The sequence below is a fragment of the Micavibrio sp. TMED2 genome, assembly GCA_002168225.1.
Taxonomy (GTDB): domain Bacteria; phylum Pseudomonadota; class Alphaproteobacteria; order TMED2; family TMED2; genus TMED2.
Genome location: NHBH01000001.1, coordinates 23,827 through 44,633, shown reverse-complemented (window position 1 = coordinate 44,633; position 20,807 = coordinate 23,827). Strand labels below are relative to the sequence as shown.

Annotated in this window: 25 protein-coding genes; 12 read left to right on the top strand and 13 right to left on the bottom strand. The window is 58.2% G+C overall.

The annotated features are described in order from the left end of the window. Both CBB62_00230 and CBB62_00225 read left to right on the top strand, forming a co-directional pair. A complete protein-coding gene (locus CBB62_00230; GenBank protein ID OUT40836.1) occupies positions 1 to 858 on the top strand; it encodes a hypothetical protein in 858 nt (285 codons plus the stop codon). Positions 859 to 861: 3 nt separating this feature from the next. Next, the gene (locus CBB62_00225) at positions 862 to 1,515 is read left to right on the top strand and encodes a hypothetical protein (protein OUT40835.1); all 654 of its coding nucleotides are present in this window, start codon (positions 862 to 864) and stop codon (positions 1,513 to 1,515) included. Positions 1,516 to 1,519: 4 nt separating this feature from the next. On the opposite strand, the gene CBB62_00220 is transcribed toward CBB62_00225, so the two are convergent. Continuing rightward, positions 1,520 to 2,731, bottom strand: a complete 1,212-nt coding sequence (locus CBB62_00220) for a hydroxyglutarate oxidase (GenBank protein OUT40834.1) — start codon at positions 2,729 to 2,731, stop codon at positions 1,520 to 1,522. A gap of 187 nt (positions 2,732 to 2,918) precedes the next feature. Between CBB62_00220 and CBB62_00215 the strand changes: the two genes are divergently transcribed. From CBB62_00215 to CBB62_00205, 3 genes are all read left to right on the top strand, one after another. Continuing rightward, positions 2,919 to 4,061, top strand: coding sequence for a hypothetical protein (locus CBB62_00215; protein OUT40833.1), 1,143 nt, complete (start codon positions 2,919 to 2,921; stop codon positions 4,059 to 4,061). A gap of 142 nt (positions 4,062 to 4,203) precedes the next feature. Then, positions 4,204 to 5,178, top strand: coding sequence for a hypothetical protein (locus tag CBB62_00210; protein OUT40832.1), 975 nt, complete (start codon positions 4,204 to 4,206; stop codon positions 5,176 to 5,178). A gap of 70 nt (positions 5,179 to 5,248) precedes the next feature. After that, the gene (locus CBB62_00205) at positions 5,249 to 5,995 is read left to right on the top strand and encodes a hypothetical protein (protein OUT40831.1); all 747 of its coding nucleotides are present in this window, start codon (positions 5,249 to 5,251) and stop codon (positions 5,993 to 5,995) included. A gap of 25 nt (positions 5,996 to 6,020) precedes the next feature. Here the strand turns inward: CBB62_00205 and CBB62_00200 are convergent, their stop codons facing one another. From CBB62_00200 to CBB62_00160, 9 genes are all read right to left on the bottom strand, one after another. After that, the gene (locus CBB62_00200) at positions 6,021 to 7,004 is read right to left on the bottom strand and encodes a class 1b ribonucleoside-diphosphate reductase subunit beta (protein OUT40830.1); all 984 of its coding nucleotides are present in this window, start codon (positions 7,002 to 7,004) and stop codon (positions 6,021 to 6,023) included. Between the two features lie 11 nt (positions 7,005 to 7,015). Then, the gene (locus CBB62_00195) at positions 7,016 to 9,142 is read right to left on the bottom strand and encodes a ribonucleotide-diphosphate reductase subunit alpha (GenBank protein ID OUT40829.1); all 2,127 of its coding nucleotides are present in this window, start codon (positions 9,140 to 9,142) and stop codon (positions 7,016 to 7,018) included. Beyond that, positions 9,124 to 9,540, bottom strand: a complete 417-nt coding sequence (locus tag CBB62_00190; GenBank protein ID OUT40828.1) for a class Ib ribonucleoside-diphosphate reductase assembly flavoprotein NrdI — start codon at positions 9,538 to 9,540, stop codon at positions 9,124 to 9,126. Before CBB62_00190 ends, CBB62_00195 begins: the two co-directional genes overlap by 19 nt. 52 nt (positions 9,541 to 9,592) lie before the next feature. Further along, on the bottom strand, positions 9,593 to 9,814 hold the full coding sequence (locus CBB62_00185) for an NrdH-redoxin (protein ID OUT42559.1): 222 nt from the start codon (positions 9,812 to 9,814) through the stop codon (positions 9,593 to 9,595). A 469-nt stretch (positions 9,815 to 10,283) separates the two neighbouring features. After that, positions 10,284 to 10,958 (bottom strand): hypothetical protein, encoded by a 675-nt coding sequence (locus tag CBB62_00180; GenBank protein ID OUT42558.1) that lies wholly within the window; start codon positions 10,956 to 10,958, stop codon positions 10,284 to 10,286. Positions 10,959 to 11,044: 86 nt separating this feature from the next. After that, positions 11,045 to 12,652 (bottom strand): phage tail protein, encoded by a 1,608-nt coding sequence (locus CBB62_00175; protein OUT42557.1) that lies wholly within the window; start codon positions 12,650 to 12,652, stop codon positions 11,045 to 11,047. A 38-nt stretch (positions 12,653 to 12,690) separates the two neighbouring features. Continuing rightward, positions 12,691 to 13,173: a hypothetical protein gene (locus CBB62_00170; GenBank protein ID OUT40827.1), complete on the bottom strand. Its 483-nt coding sequence runs from the start codon at positions 13,171 to 13,173 to the stop codon at positions 12,691 to 12,693. Between the two features lie 8 nt (positions 13,174 to 13,181). Then, the gene (locus CBB62_00165; GenBank protein ID OUT40826.1) at positions 13,182 to 13,571 is read right to left on the bottom strand and encodes a hypothetical protein; all 390 of its coding nucleotides are present in this window, start codon (positions 13,569 to 13,571) and stop codon (positions 13,182 to 13,184) included. A gap of 35 nt (positions 13,572 to 13,606) precedes the next feature. Next, entirely contained in the window at positions 13,607 to 13,924 is a 318-nt protein-coding gene (locus CBB62_00160) for a hypothetical protein (protein OUT40825.1), read from the bottom strand. A gap of 221 nt (positions 13,925 to 14,145) precedes the next feature. On the opposite strand from CBB62_00160, the gene CBB62_00155 reads away from it, so the two are divergent. The 4 genes from CBB62_00155 (at position 14,146) to CBB62_00140 (ending at position 16,311) form a co-directional block, all read left to right on the top strand. Further along, a complete protein-coding gene (locus CBB62_00155) occupies positions 14,146 to 14,772 on the top strand; it encodes a DNA-binding protein (protein OUT40824.1) in 627 nt (208 codons plus the stop codon). A gap of 76 nt (positions 14,773 to 14,848) precedes the next feature. Continuing rightward, positions 14,849 to 15,160 (top strand): hypothetical protein, encoded by a 312-nt coding sequence (locus CBB62_00150; GenBank protein ID OUT40823.1) that lies wholly within the window; start codon positions 14,849 to 14,851, stop codon positions 15,158 to 15,160. Between the two features lie 48 nt (positions 15,161 to 15,208). Beyond that, a complete protein-coding gene (locus CBB62_00145) occupies positions 15,209 to 15,685 on the top strand; it encodes a hypothetical protein (GenBank protein ID OUT40822.1) in 477 nt (158 codons plus the stop codon). 134 nt (positions 15,686 to 15,819) lie between these two features. Further along, positions 15,820 to 16,311: a hypothetical protein gene (locus CBB62_00140; protein OUT40821.1), complete on the top strand. Its 492-nt coding sequence runs from the start codon at positions 15,820 to 15,822 to the stop codon at positions 16,309 to 16,311. Positions 16,312 to 16,327: 16 nt separating this feature from the next. Here the strand turns inward: CBB62_00140 and CBB62_00135 are convergent, their stop codons facing one another. After that, positions 16,328 to 17,227 (bottom strand): hypothetical protein, encoded by a 900-nt coding sequence (locus tag CBB62_00135; GenBank protein ID OUT40820.1) that lies wholly within the window; start codon positions 17,225 to 17,227, stop codon positions 16,328 to 16,330. A 113-nt stretch (positions 17,228 to 17,340) separates the two neighbouring features. Here CBB62_00135 and CBB62_00130 point away from each other — a divergent pair, with 113 nt between their 5' ends. The 3 genes from CBB62_00130 (at position 17,341) to CBB62_00120 (ending at position 19,604) form a co-directional block, all read left to right on the top strand. Beyond that, positions 17,341 to 18,276, top strand: a complete 936-nt coding sequence (locus tag CBB62_00130) for a hypothetical protein (protein ID OUT40819.1) — start codon at positions 17,341 to 17,343, stop codon at positions 18,274 to 18,276. Positions 18,277 to 18,393: 117 nt separating this feature from the next. Further along, the gene (locus CBB62_00125) at positions 18,394 to 19,365 is read left to right on the top strand and encodes a hypothetical protein (protein OUT40818.1); all 972 of its coding nucleotides are present in this window, start codon (positions 18,394 to 18,396) and stop codon (positions 19,363 to 19,365) included. Continuing rightward, positions 19,362 to 19,604, top strand: coding sequence for a hypothetical protein (locus CBB62_00120; GenBank protein OUT40817.1), 243 nt, complete (start codon positions 19,362 to 19,364; stop codon positions 19,602 to 19,604). The genes CBB62_00125 and CBB62_00120 overlap by 4 nt, the downstream gene beginning before the upstream one ends. Before the next feature lie 14 nt (positions 19,605 to 19,618). Here CBB62_00120 and CBB62_00115 read toward each other — a convergent pair whose 3' ends face one another. Then, on the bottom strand, positions 19,619 to 20,077 hold the full coding sequence (locus CBB62_00115) for a Host attachment protein (protein OUT40816.1): 459 nt from the start codon (positions 20,075 to 20,077) through the stop codon (positions 19,619 to 19,621). A 35-nt stretch (positions 20,078 to 20,112) separates the two neighbouring features. Then, positions 20,113 to 20,715 carry a protease gene (locus tag CBB62_00110; GenBank protein OUT40815.1) on the bottom strand — a complete coding sequence of 201 codons (603 nt, stop codon included), beginning with the start codon at positions 20,713 to 20,715 and terminating at the stop codon, positions 20,113 to 20,115. Between the last annotated feature and the right edge of the window lie 92 nt (positions 20,716 to 20,807).

The window sequence follows — 20,807 nt, the reverse complement described above, 5'->3', positions numbered from 1 at the left end:
TTGATTGATATTGAGATGAAAGACCGCTTTTCCGCCGTTGCACTTGAGTTGGCTCAAAAACCGATAATGCCGGTCGAGGAATATCCGCTTCTGTTCAATCCCCCGGAGGATTTTCAGCGCAGATATTGTGGATCATCAATGCGTCATGCATTCCTGTTTGCTGCCGGCTTTTGTAACATTATGATGACTGAGACCGAGGAATTGCTTGGTCCGTCGGAAATCGAGGCTTTTGCCCAAGGGTGGAAGTTTCTTGATTTCGGTTGCGGCTGGGGGCGCATAACCAGGTTGCTGGCGCTGAAATACGGGCAAAAAGGCATATACGGTCTTGATGTCAACCAGACGGCGCTGGCATCTGCATCTGCAGCCATGCCGCAGGCAACTTTTGCGCTTCTGGAGAATGCCCCGCCATCGCCGTATCGGGATGCGCTGATTGATATTGCCATCAGTGTTTCGGTTTTTTCACATTTAAGTATGGAATATCAACGCAGCTGGGCCACCGATATCGGCCGTATGGTCAAGTCTGGGGGCGTGGTGTTTGTGACATATCACGGGCCGTGGCTGCTGGATATGATCGAGGATTTTGGCAATGGCAATCGCCAGCCAGGCAATCCCTGGGAAGTGGCGCTCTCAAGAATGAGCGGAGAGGTATCGGCTTATCGGGAAAGCTGGGCAGATGGTCGCTTTACCTTCATGTCCACAGGCGGTGAAGCCATGGGCGATCAGAGTGCTTATGGCGATGTACTTGTGCCGCGACAATGCGCAGAAGAAATATGGGGTGAAGCCGGATTTTCCCTGATCAAGTGGATTGAGGACAAGGAGCGATATCCCCAATGTATCGCGGTACTGCGCAAAGGATAGGGTATGATTACACGTGAGCAAGTTGATCTGCAGGAAGAACGATTAATGCAGGTCATACCCGATCTCTCAAAGCATCTGGCGCCACTTGCAGAGAGGGGGCTGGGGCTTGACGTCGGGCGGTATTCATACGGTACCCCAATGGTCTATTATCAGGGCGATCCCAATCGAAAGCTGAGTATCGGGAAATTTGTCAGTATTGGGCCGGATGTGAAGATATTCTGTGGACGTCAGGGGAGTCATCCCCTTGATCTGCTGTCCACATTTCCGATGAGCATGCTGTATCCGGGATATGCCGGTGGCAATCCGGATAATGTCAGCCGGGTATTCATGAAAAGCCTTGATGTGGAAATCGGCAATGATGTCTGGATTGGTGCAAATTCCGTAATTTTGGCAGGGGTTACCATTGGCCATGGCGCTGTTGTTGCCGCAGGGGCTGTCGTTTCCAGTTCTGTTGAGCCCTATACGGTTGTGGGCGGCGTGCCTGCCAAACCGATAAAGCTGAGATTTGATCAGTCGGCTATTGACCGGTTGTTACAGCTAGCCTGGTGGGACTTGCCCATCGAACATCTTATAAACAATCTGCAATCTGCATTTTTTGAAAGCGATCCTGAGAAATTCATCCGGATTCTGGAACGCCTGCGCTCAACCGGCGAATAGAAAATCATCGCTGATTATTGCGGCCCTGAAGCAATTTGTCGGCGATGTATCCGGCGATTGGAATGGCCGAGGTTGCGGCCGGTGAGGGGGCATTGCCCACATGCAGCATGCGTGCGGTTTTGACGAACAGGAAGTCGTCTATGATCCGGCCATCCCTTGCCACCGCCTGCGCCCTTACCCCCGCCGGATAGCGGGTGAGGTCTGCCAGTCGGATGCTGGCACAGTATTTCTGTACCTTTTGCAGATAGAGCCGCTTGGAGGCTGAGGCGGTGAGTTCTGTCAGTGCCGGTCCGGCATTGGCCGCCAGCATGCGCCAGAAACCACCATAGCCTAGCGTGCTTGCCAGATCGGTCAGGCTGATATCCCGGAAGCGATAGCCTTCCCGTTTGAACGCCAGTACGGCATTGGGACCAACGGTAAAACCGCCATCAAGTTTGCGGGTCAGGTGCACGCCGAGGAAGGGCCGTTCGGGATCGGGTACCGGATAGATCAGGTGCCGGACGAAATCGGTGGGTTGGTTCTGCACCCGGTAATATTCCCCACGGAACGGGACAATACGATAGTCGGGTTCATGGCCGAATGCCCGGATCAGCCGATCCGAGTGCAGCCCGGCACAGGCAACCGCATGAGCGGCCTCAAACCGGCCCTGATCGGTATCAATCACGACGCCGTTTTCGCTCTCCCGGCCCGAGAGGACGGTGATGCCGGTGATGATGGTGCCGCCCTTGGCTGCAAAGACCTCGCCCATTTTCCGCGCCACCCGACCATAATCGACAATGCCGGTGGTCGGGGAATGCAGTGCCTTTACCCCGGCGATATGCGGCTCGAGCCGGTGCAGTTCATCACCGCTCACTGGCTCAATGCGGATACCGTTTTGGCTTGCGCGGTCATGGAGCGCATCAAGCCGTGTCGCCTCTGCCTCATCGGTTGCCACGATCAGCTTGCCGCAGATGCTGTAAGGAATGGCGTGCTCGTCACAGAACGCGGTGGTCGCGGCGACGCCCTCACGACAGAACCGCGCCTTCAGGCTGCCCGGCGCGTAATAGACCCCGGCATGGATGACGCCTGAGTTGTGGCCGGACTGATGGCTGGCGAGTTTCGGTTCCTTCTCCAGCACTGCAATGGCGGCATCCGGGTTGCGGTTTTGCAGTTCCAGTGCGGTTGCCAATCCGACAATCCCGCCGCCGATGATAATGACATCATAAACCTGTTTCATGGGGGGAGTTTAGCCGACTTTACGGCTTGGGTCGGGAAAAATTATTGTTCGCTTAAAAAATACAATTAGCGCCTTTCATATTTTATTGTTAAATATAATAACAACAATTCACCACATGAAGATACCAGCTTTCAGGCTCTCCCAACGCCTGCTTTTTCCGTACCTGAAAACAAGGAGTAACCCGTTTATGCATCCCTATCGTTACGATGGTTCCCCCGGTCCCTATCAGGCCCTGCTGGAGCGTTTGTCGGTGATGGGGAACAAGCGTGAACGCGGCGCCGATGCCATGCCCGGCTGGCGCGACCCGCTTCCCTATATGGCGGAAGACCAGCTCAAGGCGCATCTCGTCGATCTGCAGCGTATGGCCGAGCGCGACAAGCCGGCCCTGCATGAGGAAGACAATCTGCAGCAGACCATGGGTGGGCTGGCGATCACCGGCGCATCTTCGACCATGCACAGCCTGCGCGGTCGTCAGGAAGCGCTCGAAATTCTTGAAGAGCGTGCCAAATGGCTGGCGACTTACCTGACACCGGAGCGGCTTGATCTTGCCGAGCAGTGGCGCGACCAGATCGCCCGCCGTGGTGTTGTTTCGCGCCAGAGTGCCGATAACCGGATGCGTGCCCATAGTGCCAAGCGTGACATGCGTTGGACCGTTCAGTTCTGTTATGAGGATGGTGAGGCTGCGAGTGACGCCTGGTTCAAGCTCATCGATGATGAGCGCGGTGTCGGCTATATGGAAGCGGCCAAACAGGTCGCGGCCCAGCCGGAAATCCTCGGCAAGCTCCGCGGTGGCAAAACCTGGCTTGGTCTTGGACAAGACAACAAGGAGCGTCAGGACGCCCGTGACCGTCTGGCCCAGCTGCCGCGTCTGGCGATGCAGCAGTTCAACCATACCCGCCTCGCGGACAAGGCTGAGCGTCAACTGAACGCCATGGAGAAGCCGGAGCGGGCATCGGGCGAGTTGTCCGAGACGCTTGCTGCCATCCGTGACGTCAAGAAGATCGACCTTCACTACATGCTGGCGATGAAGGACAAGGTGATCCGTACCCGTGCCCTGATTGCGGGCCAGAAGGATGATCCGGTGCAGACCATGGTTGCGGCTGACAAGCTCTATGCCGAGCTGATGGAAGGCTACAATCCCGGTGAGCGGATCACGGCCGGTCAACTGAAGCGCGGTTTGACGTTCACGCTCAATGAGATGCGCAACAACCCGGCCCAACGGTCGGCTCTGGAAGCTGCTGGCCTGAACCCCGATGCAGTGTTCAGCGATGATCGCAAGCCGACGCCGCGTCCGGGTGCTGCACCGAAGCTGGATGCGCCTGCGCCATAGTGAATTTCAGGTGAAATTGTCAATCAGGCTGACGGGTTCAAGTGTTTGAGATTGTTGAATAAAAACACAACAAATCTTTAATGTTTGCTTTCCGTCAGCCCGGCTATCCTGAAACTGTAATAAAGGTTATACAGGCAGCCACATGGAACATATCCGCAGTTTAAGGGAAGGTGCGACAGCCATCGATCCGACACCGGATCTGCGCATGGTTGTTGCCTTGCCGCGCAGCGGGTCAACCATGACCATGTGTGTGCTGGCCGAGCACCCGGATGTCGGCGTGACCAGCCGTCTGACCCTGATGGGCAAGATGGGCAAGCGTACCGGCCCGCGCGGCACACCCCGAGAGTTCGAGCCTGATCACAGCGTGTTCAACGGCCCCTGGGCCGATAATGCCCATCCGATCTATGCCAATGCCATGGCACAGCAGCACAAGGTTGTGATCTCGAAGGAAGAGGTCGGCAATGATCTGGCAACCGGCACACCCGAACTCAATGAATGCAACTTCCCGGTCTTTCCCGATGATGACGCGATCCGTCAGACCAAACCGGTCTTCCTGATCCGTGAGCCGAAGGCGGCTTTCGACAGCTGGCTCGCCAAGGGCTGGGACGATATCGACGCCTTTATCACCGCCTATCGCAATGTCGCGCGCATGTATGATCATGCTAAATCGGTCGTGCCCGGCACGCCGATTGTGACCTATGACATGATGGTCGAAAGCCGCGACAACCAGCAGATGGTATTCGAGGGCATGTGCAAGCACTGGGATATGCCCTTTGATCCCAAGATGCTGAATTATGACAATGAGAGCTTTGGCGAGAAGTTCGTCTATGCCAACCCGCGTGAGCGCGACATCTATGTCCACCAGAACCCCAAGGGTCTGTTCACTACGGTCAAGCAGCACAATGAGATCAAGGCGAGCGTGCCGGGCCATGGTAAGCTGAGCGCGGAGCAGGCGCAGAAACTCGATGATGAGCTGGGTGATCTGTTCCAGCGACTTGACAGTGAGTGCCGTCTGCAGGCTTATCGTCAGCGACGCGCCAGTGCCGAACCGATCAGGGCATTGCCGCAGAAACAGACAGCCACGGCCCGCGCGACGCTGGACCTGAGGCCAGCCTGATAACAGCGTTGGTTTCTTGCCAGTCCCGGATAGCGGGATTGGTCCGGTAAGCAGGTTGGTAAGTAAGTTAATGCAAGATTTTCTGACCCGGCTGGATTGCCAGTCACTAAAAGCCATCAGCTTCGATCTCGATGATACGCTCCATGCCTATCGCAATGCGGCGAGTGCGGCGATGGATGCGGTCTATGTCTATATCGCCGAGGAATATGGTCGCTCGCCGGAGAGCCTGCACAGCGCCTATGCCGATATTCTGGCCAATGCCCAGTCCCTGCATTTCACCGAGGACAAACCGGCACGGGAATATCGCCGGTCGCGCTTTGATGCCCTGCTGCAGCATTTCTCCATCGTCGGCCTGCATGACACCGAGAACTGCCTCGACATCTATCAGGATGCCCTTGATGCCAATATGACGCCGCTGCCGGGCGCGAAAGAAGCGCTTGTCGCTGCCAATGATGCCGGACTGACCACGCTCGTCGTCACCGAGGGGCCGACCGATGCCCAGCAACATGCGCTGGAGCTGCTCGGCATGGCACCGCTGGTGACGCATCTGAAAACCAGCAGCCAGACCGGCTTATGCAAGGAAGGCGGCCTCTATCAGCATGTAGCGTCCGAGCTGAAAATCCCCGGCTCACAGATCCTGCATGTGGGCGACAATCCCGAACGTGACGGACGCGCGGCCAAGAAGGCCGGATGGCATGCGCTGATTGTTGGCAAGGACGACAACCGCTACGGCCTGCCGCATATTGCCGAGCTTTCGGAACTGACCGAATGGCTCAACAAAAATCCCGCGCCGGCTGCAATGCGACGCGGGATTTGAGAATACCGTTTCTCTGATCGACCGATCAGAAGTCCCAGTCATCATCCTCGGTAGCGACGGCCTTGCCGATCACATAGGACGAGCCGGAGCCGGAGAAGAAGTCGTGGTTCTCACTGTCCGGTGACAGGGCGGCGAGAACAGCCGGGTTGACCTGGCATGCCTCTTCCGGGAACAGCGCTTCATAGCCGAGATTCTGCAGCGCCTTGTTGGCGTTGTAATGCAGGAAGGCTTTGACGTCTTCGCTCAGGCCAAGCTCGTCATACAGCTCCTCGGTGTATTTCGCCTCGATCTCATAAAGCTCGAACATCAGGCCAAAGGCATAATCCTTGAGCATCATGCGCTCGGCTTCATTGCGCTTCTCGAGACCGCGCTGGAACTTGTAGCCGATGTAATAGCCATGCACCGCTTCGTCACGGATGATCAGGCGGATCAGGTCGGCAGTGTTCGTCAGCTTGGCCCGGCTTGACCAGTACATTGGCAGGTAGAAGCCGGAATAGAACAGGAAGCTTTCGAGGAATACGGAAGCGATCTTGCGCTTCAGCGGATCGGCGCCCGGTGCGTAATCCTTGAGAACCGTGCGAGCCTTCGCCTGCAGATGCGGGTTCTCTTCGGACCAGCGGAATGCCTCGTCCACTTCCTTGGTCGAGCACAGGGTCGAGAAGATCGAGGAGTAGGAGCGTGCGTGCACCGCTTCCATGAAGGCGATGTTGGACAGCACCGCTTCCTCATGTGGGGTGATCGCGTCGGGCATCATGGATGGTGCGCCGATGGCGTTCTGGATCGTGTCCAGCAGGGTCAGTCCGGTAAAGACGCGGATCGTCAGTTGCTGTTCATGGGGACGCAAGGTCGCCCATGATGGAATGTCATTCGACAGTGGCACCTTCTCCGGCAACCAGAAATTCGCGGTCAGACGGTTCCAGACCTCAAGGTCCTTGTCATCCTGCAAGCGGTTCCAGTTGATCGCTTTGGGTGTCATTGTCATTGACGGGTCTACATTCAGGCCATCCATTGTTCTTTACCTCACAGCGAGCAGGAAACACAGCCCTGAACCTCGGTGCCCTCAAGGGCAGCCTGGCGCAGGCGTATGTAGTAGATTGTCTTGATGCCACGCTTCCAGGCATAGATCTGGGCGCGGTTGATGTCCCGGGTGGTTGCCTCGGCCGGGAAGAACAGGGTCAGGGACAGGCCCTGATCCACGTGCTCGGTGGCCGCCGCATAGGTATCAATCAGACCTTCCGGACCGATCTCATAGGCATCCCGGTAATATTCGAGATTCTCGTTGTTCATGAACGGTGCAGGGTAATAAACCCGACCGATCGCACCTTCCTTCCGGATCTCGATCTTGGAGACGATCGGGTGGATGGAAGAGGTTGAGTTGTTGATGTAGCTGATCGAACCGGTTGGCGGTACGGCCTGCAGATTGCGGTTGTACAGCCCGTGCTTCATGACATTGTCGCGCAGCTCGGCCCAGTCATCGCGGGTCGGCAGGTTGATATCTTTGAACAGACGCTCCACGTCCGGCATGGTCGGCAGCCAGTCACGATTGGTATATTTGTCAAAGAAGCTGCCATCGGCATATTTGGAATCGTCGAAACCGGCGAATTTATGTTTCTTCTCACGGGCCAGTGCGTTTGAGGCGCGCAGGGCGTGGTACAGCACAGTCGCAAAGTAGACGCTGGTAAACTCGACCCCTTCCGGGCTGCCGTAGTGGATATGCTCACGGGCGAGGAAGCCATGCAGGTTCATCTGGCCGAGGCCGATGGCGTGGGCTTCATCATTGCCGCGACGGATTGACGGCACAGAGTCGATGGCCGACATTTCCGATACGGCGGTGAGCGCACGAACCGCGGTCTCGACGGTCAGGCCGAGGTTCGGGCTATCCATGGTCTTGGCGATATTCAGCGAGCCTAGATTACAGGAGATATCGGTGCCGGTATGGTCGTAATTCAGGTTGTCATGGAAGGTTGACGCTTCGTTGACCTGCAGGATTTCCGAGCACAGGTTGGACATGTTGATCCGACCGGCAACAGGGTTGGCCTTGTTCACCGTGTCCTCGAACATGATGTACGGATAACCGCTCTCGAACTGGATTTCGGCAATGGTCTGGAAGAAGTCGCGGGCGTTGATCTTGGTCTTGCGGATACGCTTGTCATCGACCATTTCCGCATATTTCTCGGTGACCGAGATTTCGGAGAATGGCATGCCGTAGATGCGCTCAACATCATAGGGCGAGAACAGGTACATATCCTCGTTGCGCTTGGCCAGCTCGAAGGTCACATCCGGGATCACGACGCCCAGTGACAGGGTCTTGATACGGATTTTCTCGTCGGCATTCTCGCGCTTGGTGTCGAGAAACTTCATGATGTCCGGGTGGTGGGCATTCAGATAGACCGCACCGGCACCCTGACGCGCACCCAGCTGATTGGCATAGGAGAAGCTGTCTTCGAGCAGCTTCATTACCGGAATGACACCGGAAGACTGGTTTTCGATGCCCTTGATCGGCGCACCGGATTCCCGGAGATTGGTCAGCAGCAGGGCAACACCGCCACCGCGCTTGGACAGCTGCAGGGCCGAGTTGATGGAGCGACCGATGCTCTCCATGTTGTCTTCGAGACGGAGCAGGAAGCAGGAGATCAGCTCGCCGCGGCTTTTCTTGCCGGCATTGAGGAAGGTCGGGGTGGCTGGCTGGAAACGACCGGACAGGATCTCTTCCATGAAGCGCATGGCGAGGTTCTTGTCGCCATTGGCGAGGGTCAGGGCAACCATGACCACGCGATCCTCATAACGCTCAAGATAGCGTTTGCCGTCGCGGGTCTTCAGCGTATAGGCGGTGTAATATTTGAACGCGCCGAGGAAGGTCGGGAAGCGGAACTTCTTGGCATAGGCCTCGTCCCAGATACGGTGCAGGAACTTCTTGTCATAGAGACCAAGAACCGCAGCGTCGTAATAATCCTCATCGACGAGATAGCCCAGCTTCTCGTCCAGGCTGTGAAAGAACACGGTGTTCTGGTTCACATGCTGGAGAAAATACTGTCTGGCGGCTTTACGGTCCGCATCGAAGCGGATTTTGCCGTTCTCATCATAGAGATTCAGCATGGCATTCAGGCCATGGTAATCCAGCGTTTCCGTTAAGCTGTCATCGAGCATTCATGCCTCCAGAATTTCTCTAATCCAATTTTGACGTTGCGAATATCAGCATCTGTTCCCGCAAGCTCAAACCGATAGAGCACAGGAACGTCACATTTCTTGGTGATAACATCACCGGCGCAGGCAAACAGTTCGCCGAAGTTTCGATTGCCACTGGCAATTACCCCGCGCAAACCGGCGCGTCGTTTGGGATCATTGAGAAAGTGGATGACTTGCTTGGCTACAGCGCCACGACCTTGACCATCAGCATAGGATGGGCAGATCAGGATATATGGTTCGGTCGGTTCCGGCATCGGTTCTGATGGCGATATCGGAATCCGCATGGCGGGCAGGCTCAGCCGTTCGACAAACCGAACGGTATTTCCCGATTGCGAGGAATAATATACGAGCCCACCCATCTTTCTTCTCTGTCTTTCCGGCTATCAATCCAGACGTATCAGTCCAGACGGCTTAGTCCAAGCGGCCGATCATGTCGGGACGGAAACCGGCCCAGTGCTCTTCACCGGCGACCACGACAGGGGCCTGACGGTAGCCAAGCTCTGAAACCTTGGTCATGGCGGCGGCATCTTCCGTCAGATCAACTACCTGGTAGCTGATACCTTTGGCATCAAGCGCACGGGTTGTCGCGGTGCACTGAACGCATGCTGGTTTCGAATAAACGGTGATGGTCATTCTGGTATCCTCGTCTTGGAACATGCCAACGGCCTGCAAAACACAATATCTTGTATCTATGCGCTCGTTAGCCCGGTTTTCTGTAAAAACCGCTCTATGTCGAAACCTGCGCTCACGCTGGCTCTCAGAACGTTCAGGAGAGCTATCATGACGTGATTGATATGGTCAATATATAGTATCCAAAAAACATATTAACACCCCATATAGTGTGTTTCGTTATGCACACCGTTGCGCAAATGCATGAGCAAAAACTACCCGTTTTTGGGGCATTTCCGCCGCATTGAAGAGTTTTCCCGAGGGGTGGGGAAAACTGTGAATACAATATATAGGGGATTTGTTTCGGTGGTGTGGGGTTTTGGTGCCACCAGATATAGGGGCATGGGCCTGTATGGGCCACAACCCGCGCCACAGGTGCCGTGACGCGGGTTGTGCCGTGTTGGGTGGAGCGGATCAGGGAGCGATTCCCGGATCAGTTGCCGTATCGGCGCTGGAATCCCTGAGTCACCTGATTGATGAAGGCCGGGTCCTTGTCGCGCCAGTAGCGCGGATCGCGAATCATGGCATCCAGATCCTGTGCCTCGCCCGGTCCGGTGCTGGCATTCGGGCGGGCGGCAATCGGGCCGCTGCCTTCACCCTGCATCATCTGATACATGGCGAGGATGCCGGCCTCGGTCGAGGACAGGGCCGCGACGACCGGTTTGGGCAGTTCCTTGTCGGCCCAGGCGAGCAATTGACGCGAGACCTCACGCCATTTGGCTTCGCCGCCGAACCGCTCGACGAGGCGTTCCAACTCGCGCTCGGCTTCCAGCTCGGTTGCCATCTCGCTGATCAGTGGCAGCAGATATTCCGCTGCCATATCATAGACGAGCTGTGCCTGTTCCGGGCTGAACCCGGCGCTGAACAGGCGCTGGTTGATTTGCGGATCGGCTTCGAACAGGCCGTTGGGTACCGTGATCGCATATTCATCAATGCTGGCCGGTGCGCGATAGCGGCTGGTGGCGGAGAGTTTGCGCTCCAGCTCCTGATAGGATTTGAGCAGCGCCTCGACACGGATTTCGCCTTTCTCCGCATCCCAGAACTTGGCCGGAACGCCCGGCGGCGGGGCATTGCCCGGCAGGATGGGATCAGGCGCGGTCTCGTCGATGGCCTGCGGTTCGGTGGGGATATAGCCGCTCGGCAGGCCGGTGGCGGTTTGCTGGTCGATGGTCAAAAGATTCTCAGACATGGGCTTCAAGCACTCCTTTGGGTGGTGGCTGAGGACGGGAATGGTTCAATGGGGGATAATTCAGTCGGGGGTAATGGGCCTGTCGCTGGTGGCACAGGGTGCGGACCCGGTGGCCTTGGTGGGAACACTGGTGGCGATATTGGTGCCGGGGTGTCGCGCATCAGCTCGGGCGGTACACCGAGGGTCTTGCCGAGCCAGCGGGCGGCGGCGGCGCTGTCGACAACGCGCTGGGCATCGGGGCCGAGCGCACTGGCCGCTTCCAGCCAGCTGAGCGTGGTCTGTACCTCACGCTGGGCCTGCGCCTGTGCCAGTGGCGAGCGGTGGTCGAGGCTGACCATGCGCCCGTCAATCGGGATATCCGGTACCTCGCCGCGTTTGCGCAGAATGTCGACCGCACGCAGCACCAGCGGGGTCAGCAGCTCCGATTGCAACCGGCCATAGGTGGCACCCAGTATCCGTGCCATCTCGGCCGAGCGTTCGACCACTTCGGTCGTGGTCATGGTGCGGTTGCTGATCGCCGCCATACGGTCGATCAGCAGGCTGTGCCGGATTCGACCGCGCAGATCGTCGAGCACCAGCTGGGACACATCAAAGCGGCCTGGCATATCCAGTGGCGACAGGCCGCCGGAGCCGACTGCCTTCGGGATGATCGCCCCCGGTACCAGCTCGACCGTGGCCGGGTTGAGGACGCCGTCATCTTCCGCCTGCCAGATGCCGGTGACGGCGATGGAGGCGTTCTTCAGGATCAGCTCCACCACCTTGTTTGCGGTCTTGATATCCGGCAGGGCCTTCATCACCGGCGAGCGGCCATAGGTCTCCCCCGGTGCCTTCAGCCAGCGGAAATTGATGAACGGACTTTCCGCCTGTCGCTTGCTGGCGAGCAGCATCGGGTCGCTGTTTTGGCTGCCCTCGCTCATGATGATGTCGTGGCGATAGGCGGGGCCGTCCGGGATCACCGCTTCGATGACCGTGACCTTGGCGGTGCCGGTCTTGTCATTCTGCAGCTCATCCGGCAGGGGCTGGTCGGGGAACCGGTTGCGGAACTGTTCGGCGGTCAGTTGCAGGCGGCGGAAGGTAACATCGAGCCGACCGGTCGGCCCCTCGTCGAGCACGATGTCGGCGAGCGGTACCGCGGTGAAGCGGAAGGCCGACATTTCGCCCGGCTGTTCCGGTTCAAGCCCGAGGCAGGCCGTGCCGCCGGTGACGAGATCGAGATAGCACTGGTGCATTTCCACAGCGAAGTTTGACCGGTCGAAATGCGCCTGCAGCTTGGTGGAGATTTTGGCCAGCACTGGGCTGATGCGCTCGGCGGCGGCCTCGTCGAGATCGGGGCCGGGGACGAGGCCGAACCAGCGCGACCATGGTGGCGTCAGGTTGGCGAGCAGGCTGGCCGCCAGTTGGTCCACCGCATCGGCGGCGGTGCCGTCATAGACGTCGTCATGCAGGCGGCCACCGGCAGAGCTGGTATCGCCGAACCCGGCGCGTTGCGGCAGGGTCAGGTCATAGCATTCCTGCCAGTGGCTCTCCCAATGCTGGCGGCGGGACAGGGCAGCGTCGAACTGTGCCTTGAGTGCCTTGGCCCGGCTCGCGGTCTGATCCGGGTCGTCGGTCATGCCGGTGTCGGTACTGTTTATGAGGTTCTGCATGGGCATCACTCCCCGAGCAGGGTGCGGCGGGTGGGGACCAGATCATTGAGCGCCAGCACGCCTGTCGATCCGGTCAGGATGGTGCCGAACCGGCTGCGGCGCCGGTCGAGCAGCCCGGCAACCTGTGCACTGTCCGGGTCGCTCGCGGTGTCCTCACTGCTGTTGCTGTTGCCGGTGCTTGGCGCGGGGGCTGATGGTTGAGTGGAGGGCGGTTGGGTGGGGGCGGTTTGCGGTCGAGGTGCAGCGGATGACTGGCGCTGTTCAAGCTCGGCAATCCGGTCCTGGAGCGACTTCTGCGGCAGGCGCGGCAGTGGCTGCGGGGTCGGTGGCGGCAGGGGTGCCAGTATCGGTGCGGGCCGTGCCGGTGGGGTTGGCATCACCGGTGGCAATGGCTCGATCACCGGTTGTTGCGGTGGCAGTTGCGGTGCCGGTGTCGGGGCGACTAGCTCGACAATCTGTGGTCGGGAACTGGAAAACAGGCTGCCCATGGGTGCTCCTATCTCTGTGGTGCGGGGAATGATGGTCGGGAAGACAAATGCCGGTAGAGCTGATGCGGGGTCAGGATCAGTGGGGCGTGGAGGCCGATCAGGCGCTTGATCGCCTCAACACAGGTGAAGATGCCGGGTGGGGCCTGTCGTACCGGCTTGCTGGCGCTGGTCTCGATGACCGTATAGCCCTGATCGCGGTACCAGCCCGGCAGGTCGAGATGGCTCGGCAGGGCGAGGGTTTCGATCTGCAGATGCCCGGCCAGCGGATCGATCAGCAGCCATTGCCGGTCCCGTGGCAGCAGGGCAAAGCAGTGCCGGAATCCGGGCTGCAGCCAGTGCAGCCAGCGCAGTTCGGTCTTGCCGGTGAACAGGATGAATATTCTCTCCTGTGCTGGCATTGGAACTGGCGCTGTAGATGGCTGGCTGTCGGCGGTCACTGGAGGATGCCCTTGCTCTGCAGCGCCGGTTCGATCCGGGCGAGCGCATCATGCCAGATGGTATAGGCCTTCTGTTCCTTTGGACGGCGCGGGTCCGGTGGGCTGCCGCGTTTGCCGTAAAAGTTGAGTACACGAAGATGGTCGATGAACAGGCGTCGCTGGCGGTACAGCCGGTCAACCACGCGCAGAATATCGAGCGGTTCGCAGGGGCGGGGCAGGCTGCCGATCCCGGCGACGATCTTCGCGCCGCTGTGGCGGGCTTCATAGGCGGTAATGAACCAGAACCAGGCGGCCTCTACATCAGTGAAGGCCATGGTCTCTGCTGGGATTTCTGTTGGAGTTTCCACATGCTCTTCTGGTTGCGGTCCGGTGCGGTATCGTGGGGCGGGGCTATTCTGGGGGATGGGACAGGCTGTCATTGCGTCTCTCGTTATAGGAATATATACCCTTATGTCTTTGTGTGATTGCGGTGTCAAGAATAAATTAGGATTATATACCTATATGATTTCGCGCTAATGTATGAGAAAATATTCTTATGATGAAGCATGCCGACATATGGCGCGGTATTGACCGGCTAGCCGACAGTCGGGGCCTGACACCATCCGGCCTCGCCCGTAAGGCTGGGCTTGATCCAACCACCTTCAACAAATCCAAACGCCAGACCCCGTCCGGCAAGGCGCGTTGGCCATCGACCGAAAGTCTCGCCAAGATTCTGGAGGCGACCGGTGCCACGCTTGAGGAACTGGTCGGGCTGATCGAGCAGCGCCAGACCGCCCGCCAGCAGATCCCCCTGATCGGGTTTGCCGAGGCTGGTCAGCAGGGCTTTTTCGATGATGGCGGATTTCCTGCCGGGGCAGGCTGGGACTTGGTTGAAGCGCCCAATATCAATGATGAAAACGCCTATGCTCTCGAGGTCAGTGGCCAGAGCATGGAACCGGCCTTCGGGCCCGGCGACATTCTGATTATCTCACCGGCGGCGAGTGTGCGGCGCGGTGACCGTGTGGTGCTGAAAACCAAGGGCGGTGAGGTGATGGCCAAGGAACTGGTGCGCCAGACCGCCACCAAGATCGAGCTGAAGAGCATCAACCCGGATCATGATAACCCATGCTTCAACATCGATGATGTGGAGTGGATGGCGCGTATCCTCTGGGCCAGCCAGTAATTCCCTGCAGATAAAAAGTTATTGTGAAAATAATCCTATAATTGCTAGGGTTACCTTTTGCATCCGGAGAGTCTGCATGGTGCCCAAGATTGAAGATATAATTCCTATCTGTGGTGAGCTTCACAAAGAACCTGTCACGACCGATATTGCCCGCCGCTATGGCCTCGGGGAAGACGGGCTGTCGGTTCGGGAACAGATACGCGAACAAATGATCGCCCGTTTCATGCGGGCGATCCGGGCCCATCGTCGCCGGTTGTCCGCCGCGCGGAGCATGAAGGACCCGGAGCTGCGCAAGCTGACCGAAGGGCTGCGCTTCTATGTTCTGGAGGCACGGGGCGTGCAGGGTAGTGCCGGTGAGGACTGGCAACCGCAGGTTGTGTCCAAGTAGCGGCCTAATGTGGAATAGGATTTGCAAACTCTTGGCGTAGGCATAAAAATGTGCCTCAGCAACAAACAGAATGTATTGCCCATGCAAGGATATGCAAAAGACACCGGCAAAGTGATGAACCGCCAGTTCTATCCGGCGGGCACACTGATCTTCAGCGAAGGCGATGTCGGGGATTATCTCTATGTCGTGCGTTCCGGCCGGGTGGAGATTTTTCAGGAACGTCCCCAGGGCAAAATTGTCATCGGTACGGTTGGCAAAGGCGAACTGTTCGGCGAAATGGCGCTGGTTGACGGCGAGCCGCGCATGGCCTCGGCCCGAACGCTGCAGGATTGCGAGCTGATGCTGGTTTCCGGCATGACGTTCCGGGATCACATGAAGGAATCCTCCTCCTTCATTCAGGCGGTTATGGGCATTCTGGTGAAGAACCTGCGCAATGTGGATCGCTGGCACAATCAACGCATCGTCACTGCCGAGGAAGACCCGCTGATCCTCGATGCTATCGCCGTCGATGAGGACGAGAAGTAACCTCTTACGGTTTGCGCGCGGATCACAATCCGGTGGGGATGGGTGAAATTCTCACCTGTCTGCCCATATCAATAGTCATGAGACGTTTATGTTTTTCACGACCCGGACTGATACCGGCGGTGGCGCTGTCTGTATTGCTGGCCCTGCCAATGCTGGCGCATGCGCAGTCGCGGATACCGACCCATGACGGGCGCGACCCGCAGCTGCAGCAGCTGAATCGGCAGCAGATAGAGCAGCGCCGGGCAATCGAGAGTTCACGCGCCGCACGGGAGAATCAGCTGCAGCAGCAGCGGAGATTGCGCGAGGAAAGCGAACAGCGGCGTGAGGACCTGCGCCAGCGTATGGAAGATGTTCAGGAAGATATCCGGCGTCAGCATGAGCAGTCGATAGACGAGAACCGCCACCGCATGGATTTGCAGCGCGAGCGCTATCAGATCAATCGGCGTGAGGTATATCGCGACCAGACACGCGCCCGCACCAGCGGCAACTCATCAGCGCAGAACCAACTCCGCAACCACATTGATGCCGAGCAACGGCGCAACAATAACCGGCTGCGCTCCCAGCGCGAGGCGACATCAAACCGCTTTCTGAGTAAGCGTTACTTCCAGAGCCGCGAACGTCGCTGAGCCTTGCATGGGTTAGCTAGAGCTGTGCCAGGAATATCCAGCAGGGCAGGGTCATCAGTCCCAGCATGGTGGATTGTGCTGTAATCGTGGAGACCCGCCCACTGTCGGCACCGAAGACGGAAGCCATGATATGCGCAACCGTTGCGGTCGGCAGGGCGGCGAAGGCAACAAGCACGATGGTATATTCCTTCGGCAGATTACAGACATAGCCGATAATCAGGGCCGCCAGTGGCAGCGCGATCAGCTTGATCGTGTTGAGCGCCACCTCGATCCCGCCGAGGCGATGCAGTGCGCGCCAATCCATATTTGCACCCAGTGACAGCAGCGCCAGCGGTACTGCAATCCCGGCAAGTTTGCCGATGGTCTGCATTGGCACAGTTGGCAGGGTGATACCGGACATGGACACGATCAGCCCCGCCATGCTGGCGAGCAGGAACGGGTTCATGGCGACCAGCTTGAGCGTGCCCAGATGCCCCTTGCCCGTGCCATGGGACAGCACGCCGACCGCGAGCAGATTGGCCATGGGCACGCCGACTCCGATGGCAGCCGACATGAGGGCGGCGGAGGCCGGTGGCAATGAGGTCATGACCACAAAGGCGAGCGCAGAATTGAACCGCCATGAGGTCTGCCAAATGCCGGCGAAGTCGAGGAACTTCTCCGGTCCCAGTGACCGCGTCAGCAGTCCGAGTATGAAGCCGATACCGAGCAATGCCCAGACAGCAAGGCCAATGGTCAAGACGTCGGACGCCGAAATGGCGTGGCCCGATGCGGCATGGAACAGCAGGGCCGGGAAGAATATCCGGTAGCTGAGCCGGTTGATGTCGCGCCAGGTATCCCACTTGACCCAGTTGCGGGCAAGCCCGCCAAGCAGGATCAGTAACAGCTCCGGTAAGAACATCATGAACGGGTCGGTCATCTGACAGCGGTCCAGCAATCCGGGTGGTGACTATGGATAGCGGCTCCCGTGAGCCTCTCTTGACGCAAGGTTCTCAGAATAAAAATGCATATACCAATAACCTTGGGTTATAATTGTGCCGGTTCATTGATAACCACGTCGATAACGAGCCGCTGATGCCTGACAATGCCCATGTCTCAACCGCGCTGAATGCCCTGCGCCATATCGAGGATACCGGCAGTCTGACCCAGGCGGCGCAGTTGCTCGGCATCAGCCAGCCAGCGGTCAGCAAGGCGATTGCGGCGGAGGAACGGAACCTCGGTGTGACCCTGCTGCGCCGGGGAACGCGGCCATTGCGGTTGACGGTGGAGGGGGAGATTCTGGCGCGCTATGCCGACCGTTCGGCAGCCATGTTGCGCGAGGTGCTGGATGACATCGATGCGCGGCGACGTCACCAGTCCGGGCTGATCCGCATGGGCTCGTTTGGTGCCTCTGCCTCGACCCGGGTATTGCCGGCCATGCTGCAGGATTTCCGCAAACTGCACCCGCAAATCGGGGTCACCATCATGGAAGCGCCGAATGTGGATATCATGGCGGCCTTGCGCGCCGATCTGGTTGACTTCGCCGTGATGATCGAGGCGCAGGGCGAAGAGTTCGAGAATATCGCCATGCCATCGGACCGGTTGGTGGCGCTGGTGCCGACCGCCAGTGCCTATGCCCGTGAGCAGGCCATTGATGCGGCATTATTTCAGGAGCAGCCGTTTATCATGAGCAAGGGCGGCAGCGAGCCGTTGATCCGTGACTGGTTTGCCCGCTCCAATATCCTTGAGCCGCGCATCGATCATGCGGTGTTGCAGATCACCTCAATACTGGCGCTGGTCGGTGCCGGGCTGGGGCTGTCGATCATGGCGGAAATGGCCCTGCCGCCGCTGCCGGGTAATGTGAAGGTTCTGCCACTGGCGCCGGAGATGCCGCGTCAGATCACTGTCGCCCGCCATCATGGTGCCATGCGGTCGGCGGCAGCGGAGGCATTCTGGGACTTTGCCGAGCGTCGCTACAGCTTTGCGTGAGCCGGAAAATCGTCAGGCGGATGAACTATCGTTATGGGTTTTCATGCACAGGCGCGATAGTCGGGTTTGTTATATTTAAAACGCCTGAAATCCGGGCGTGGACTAAAGTGCTTGATCATGTCGCTCTCACAACGCCGTTTTGGTGTCGAACTGGAAGTCATTCTGCCGTTCTGTCCGAGCAAACTGCCGCGCGGAACGACCCGGTTTGACAAGGTTGCCACACTGTTGCGCCAGAACGGTATCCCGGCCATGACTGAAGATGAGGCAAAGGCCAATCCCCGCTCGGTTGGGCCGGATGTCTGGATCGTCAAGGATGATGAAACCCTTGGTGGTTCCTGTGTCGATTTCGAGGGTGTTGAGATCGTCTCGCCGATCCTTGCCGGGGAGCGTGATTTGAAAAAGCTGCTCAACGTCACTCGCCTGCTTAAGGACACCGGCTTTACCACCAATTTTCAGACCGGGCTGCATGTGCATCATGAGGCCGATGATCTGGAAATGGAGGATTGGCGGCGTCTGATGGTCAATTACTACCTGACCGAGCCTGCCTTTGACCGACTGGTACAGCAGGATCGGCGGGGTGATGAAAACTCACACGCCATGTCCACCCGCCGCGATGTTGATATCGAGGCTCTGGTCGAGGAATTGGAAGAGGCGGAAACCGTCGAGGATATTTCCAACCAGCTGTTCCCCGGCGTGAACCAGACCCATGAGCTGAAAATGAACGTGGATGCGTTTATCAAGCACGGCACGGTCGAGTTCCGACAACATGAGGGCACGCTTGAGGAAGAGGAAGTCGAGCACTGGGTGCGTCTGACCCAGGCCTTTGTCGACCATTCTGTCGACAGCCCGGAACTGCTGGCGGTCAATGACGGTATCACCGATCCACTGGAGGCGTGGGAAGAGGTCGAGGATGATGGGCCACGAGTGCAGGATCCGCTGCTGAAGCGATTGATTTCCCTGCCCGGACCGAAAACCCGCGATCATTATATCGGCGTAGTTCAGCACTATGAGGGCAAGGTATCGCCGATGCTGGCCGGTATTCCCCGCGGCCCCCGAACAAGGCAGCCAGTGCCGGGTGGGTGGTCATGATCCGCTATCAGGACCGGGATGGTGAGATTTTTGAGGGCCGCGATGCGGTCGATGTTGTCGACCAGTTGCGGTTGGCATCAAAAACCGGTCGCGGACAGACCAGTGCGACCTTCATGAAAGCCTATGCCCGGCGCGCGGGCATGATGGCTGGTCATGACATACGAACCGCCACAGAGGCCCGGTTTGTCGAGGACCTTGTGGCGGTTGGTTTGCTGACGGCGATTGCCTATCAGCAATAATCACAAGCACATGATCAATGCAGTGATTTGACGATCAGGCGTTCGACCTCATCAAGCGGATGGTTGGTGAAGTCCTTGCTGATTTCTGCCACGAGACAGGCCTGCACTTCCTTGTGCAGTTGCGGACGGAGATTGCCGAGCACTTCCGGCGCTGCTGCAATGATCAGCCGGTTGAAGCGGCGCTTGTGCGCCATCTTGTACAGCTGGGCTGCGAGATCATCGGCAAAGCGTTCCTTTTCCAGCTGGTGCCAGTCAGTATCGTCGACCGCTGAACGGTGGGCCGATGGGCCGTCATTGAAACGGCCGGGGTGGTTGGCGGCCTGTTCGCGTGTTGGCGGATTATCAATCTCTTCCTTTTTCACCACGCTGAAGAACGGTGCTTCCTCATCACCCTGATTGCGCAGGAACAGAGCCTTTTCGCCATCGGCGACGAGAACCCATGTATCGGGTGCGAGTGCTTCGGTTCTGGACATAAAATGTCTCCCTTTGGGTTGGTTATTGTTGTCTTTTAAGCGGGCAACATACGCGCATCGTCGCCTTCCTGGGCAGCATTGCTCACGGTTTCCATCGGTGCCGGATGCTCGACCGCCTTGACGATGGTCTTGCAAAACGCATCAAGGTCATCGGGATTTCGGCTGGTGATGATGCCTCGGTCGAACACGACCTCTTCGTCCCGCCAACGGGCACCGGCATTCTCCATATCCGTTCGGATGGATTTATAGGAAGTGGCGGTCACGCCATCGATCAGCTTGGCCTCAATCAGCAGCCACGGGCCGTGACAGATGGCGGCGATCGGTTTGTTCTGGGCGCTGAATTCGGTGATGACTTCCAACGCATCATCATTGACGCGCAGCAGGTCGGGGTTTATCTGGCCGCCGGGCAGAACCAGCACGTCGAAATCATCGACCTTGACCTTGGCAATCGCAAGATCGCTGGCAACCTTGTTGCCCCAATCGTTCGTATCCCAGCCGGTGACATCCTCACCATCCGGGGTGGCGATTTTAACATCTGCCCCGGCTTTAGCGAGCGTATCCCGCGGCACTTCCAACTCCGATTGCTCGAAGCCGTTGGCAGCCATAATCAGGACTTTGGCATTGGTGATACTAGGCATGGGAACATCCTCCGATCTGTCCGGTTGATTCAAGTGTCATGAAATCAACGGACAGACCGGGGACGGCGTTCCAATTTTCCGATGCAGAAGCG

Coding starts and splice junctions, on each gene's coding strand:
- CBB62_00155 (OUT40824.1), top strand. CDS start 14,146: ATGATGAAGCATGCCGACATATGGCGCGGTATTGACCGGCTAGCCGAC.
- CBB62_00225 (OUT40835.1), top strand. CDS start 862: ATGATTACACGTGAGCAAGTTGATCTGCAGGAAGAACGATTAATGCAG.
- CBB62_00165 (OUT40826.1), bottom strand. CDS start 13,571: ATGCCAGCACAGGAGAGAATATTCATCCTGTTCACCGGCAAGACCGAA.
- CBB62_00110 (OUT40815.1), bottom strand. CDS start 20,715: ATGCCTAGTATCACCAATGCCAAAGTCCTGATTATGGCTGCCAACGGC.
- CBB62_00170 (OUT40827.1), bottom strand. CDS start 13,173: ATGGGCAGCCTGTTTTCCAGTTCCCGACCACAGATTGTCGAGCTAGTC.
- CBB62_00185 (OUT42559.1), bottom strand. CDS start 9,814: ATGACCATCACCGTTTATTCGAAACCAGCATGCGTTCAGTGCACCGCG.
- CBB62_00205 (OUT40831.1), top strand. CDS start 5,249: ATGCAAGATTTTCTGACCCGGCTGGATTGCCAGTCACTAAAAGCCATC.
- CBB62_00150 (OUT40823.1), top strand. CDS start 14,849: ATGGTGCCCAAGATTGAAGATATAATTCCTATCTGTGGTGAGCTTCAC.
- CBB62_00135 (OUT40820.1), bottom strand. CDS start 17,227: ATGACCGACCCGTTCATGATGTTCTTACCGGAGCTGTTACTGATCCTG.
- CBB62_00190 (OUT40828.1), bottom strand. CDS start 9,540: ATGGGTGGGCTCGTATATTATTCCTCGCAATCGGGAAATACCGTTCGG.
- CBB62_00120 (OUT40817.1), top strand. CDS start 19,362: ATGATCCGCTATCAGGACCGGGATGGTGAGATTTTTGAGGGCCGCGAT.
- CBB62_00200 (OUT40830.1), bottom strand. CDS start 7,004: ATGGATGGCCTGAATGTAGACCCGTCAATGACAATGACACCCAAAGCG.
- CBB62_00210 (OUT40832.1), top strand. CDS start 4,204: ATGGAACATATCCGCAGTTTAAGGGAAGGTGCGACAGCCATCGATCCG.
- CBB62_00175 (OUT42557.1), bottom strand. CDS start 12,652: ATGACCGACGACCCGGATCAGACCGCGAGCCGGGCCAAGGCACTCAAG.
- CBB62_00145 (OUT40822.1), top strand. CDS start 15,209: ATGTGCCTCAGCAACAAACAGAATGTATTGCCCATGCAAGGATATGCA.
- CBB62_00160 (OUT40825.1), bottom strand. CDS start 13,924: ATGGCCTTCACTGATGTAGAGGCCGCCTGGTTCTGGTTCATTACCGCC.
- CBB62_00125 (OUT40818.1), top strand. CDS start 18,394: ATGTCGCTCTCACAACGCCGTTTTGGTGTCGAACTGGAAGTCATTCTG.
- CBB62_00195 (OUT40829.1), bottom strand. CDS start 9,142: ATGCTCGATGACAGCTTAACGGAAACGCTGGATTACCATGGCCTGAAT.
- CBB62_00115 (OUT40816.1), bottom strand. CDS start 20,077: ATGTCCAGAACCGAAGCACTCGCACCCGATACATGGGTTCTCGTCGCC.
- CBB62_00215 (OUT40833.1), top strand. CDS start 2,919: ATGCATCCCTATCGTTACGATGGTTCCCCCGGTCCCTATCAGGCCCTG.
- CBB62_00220 (OUT40834.1), bottom strand. CDS start 2,731: ATGAAACAGGTTTATGATGTCATTATCATCGGCGGCGGGATTGTCGGA.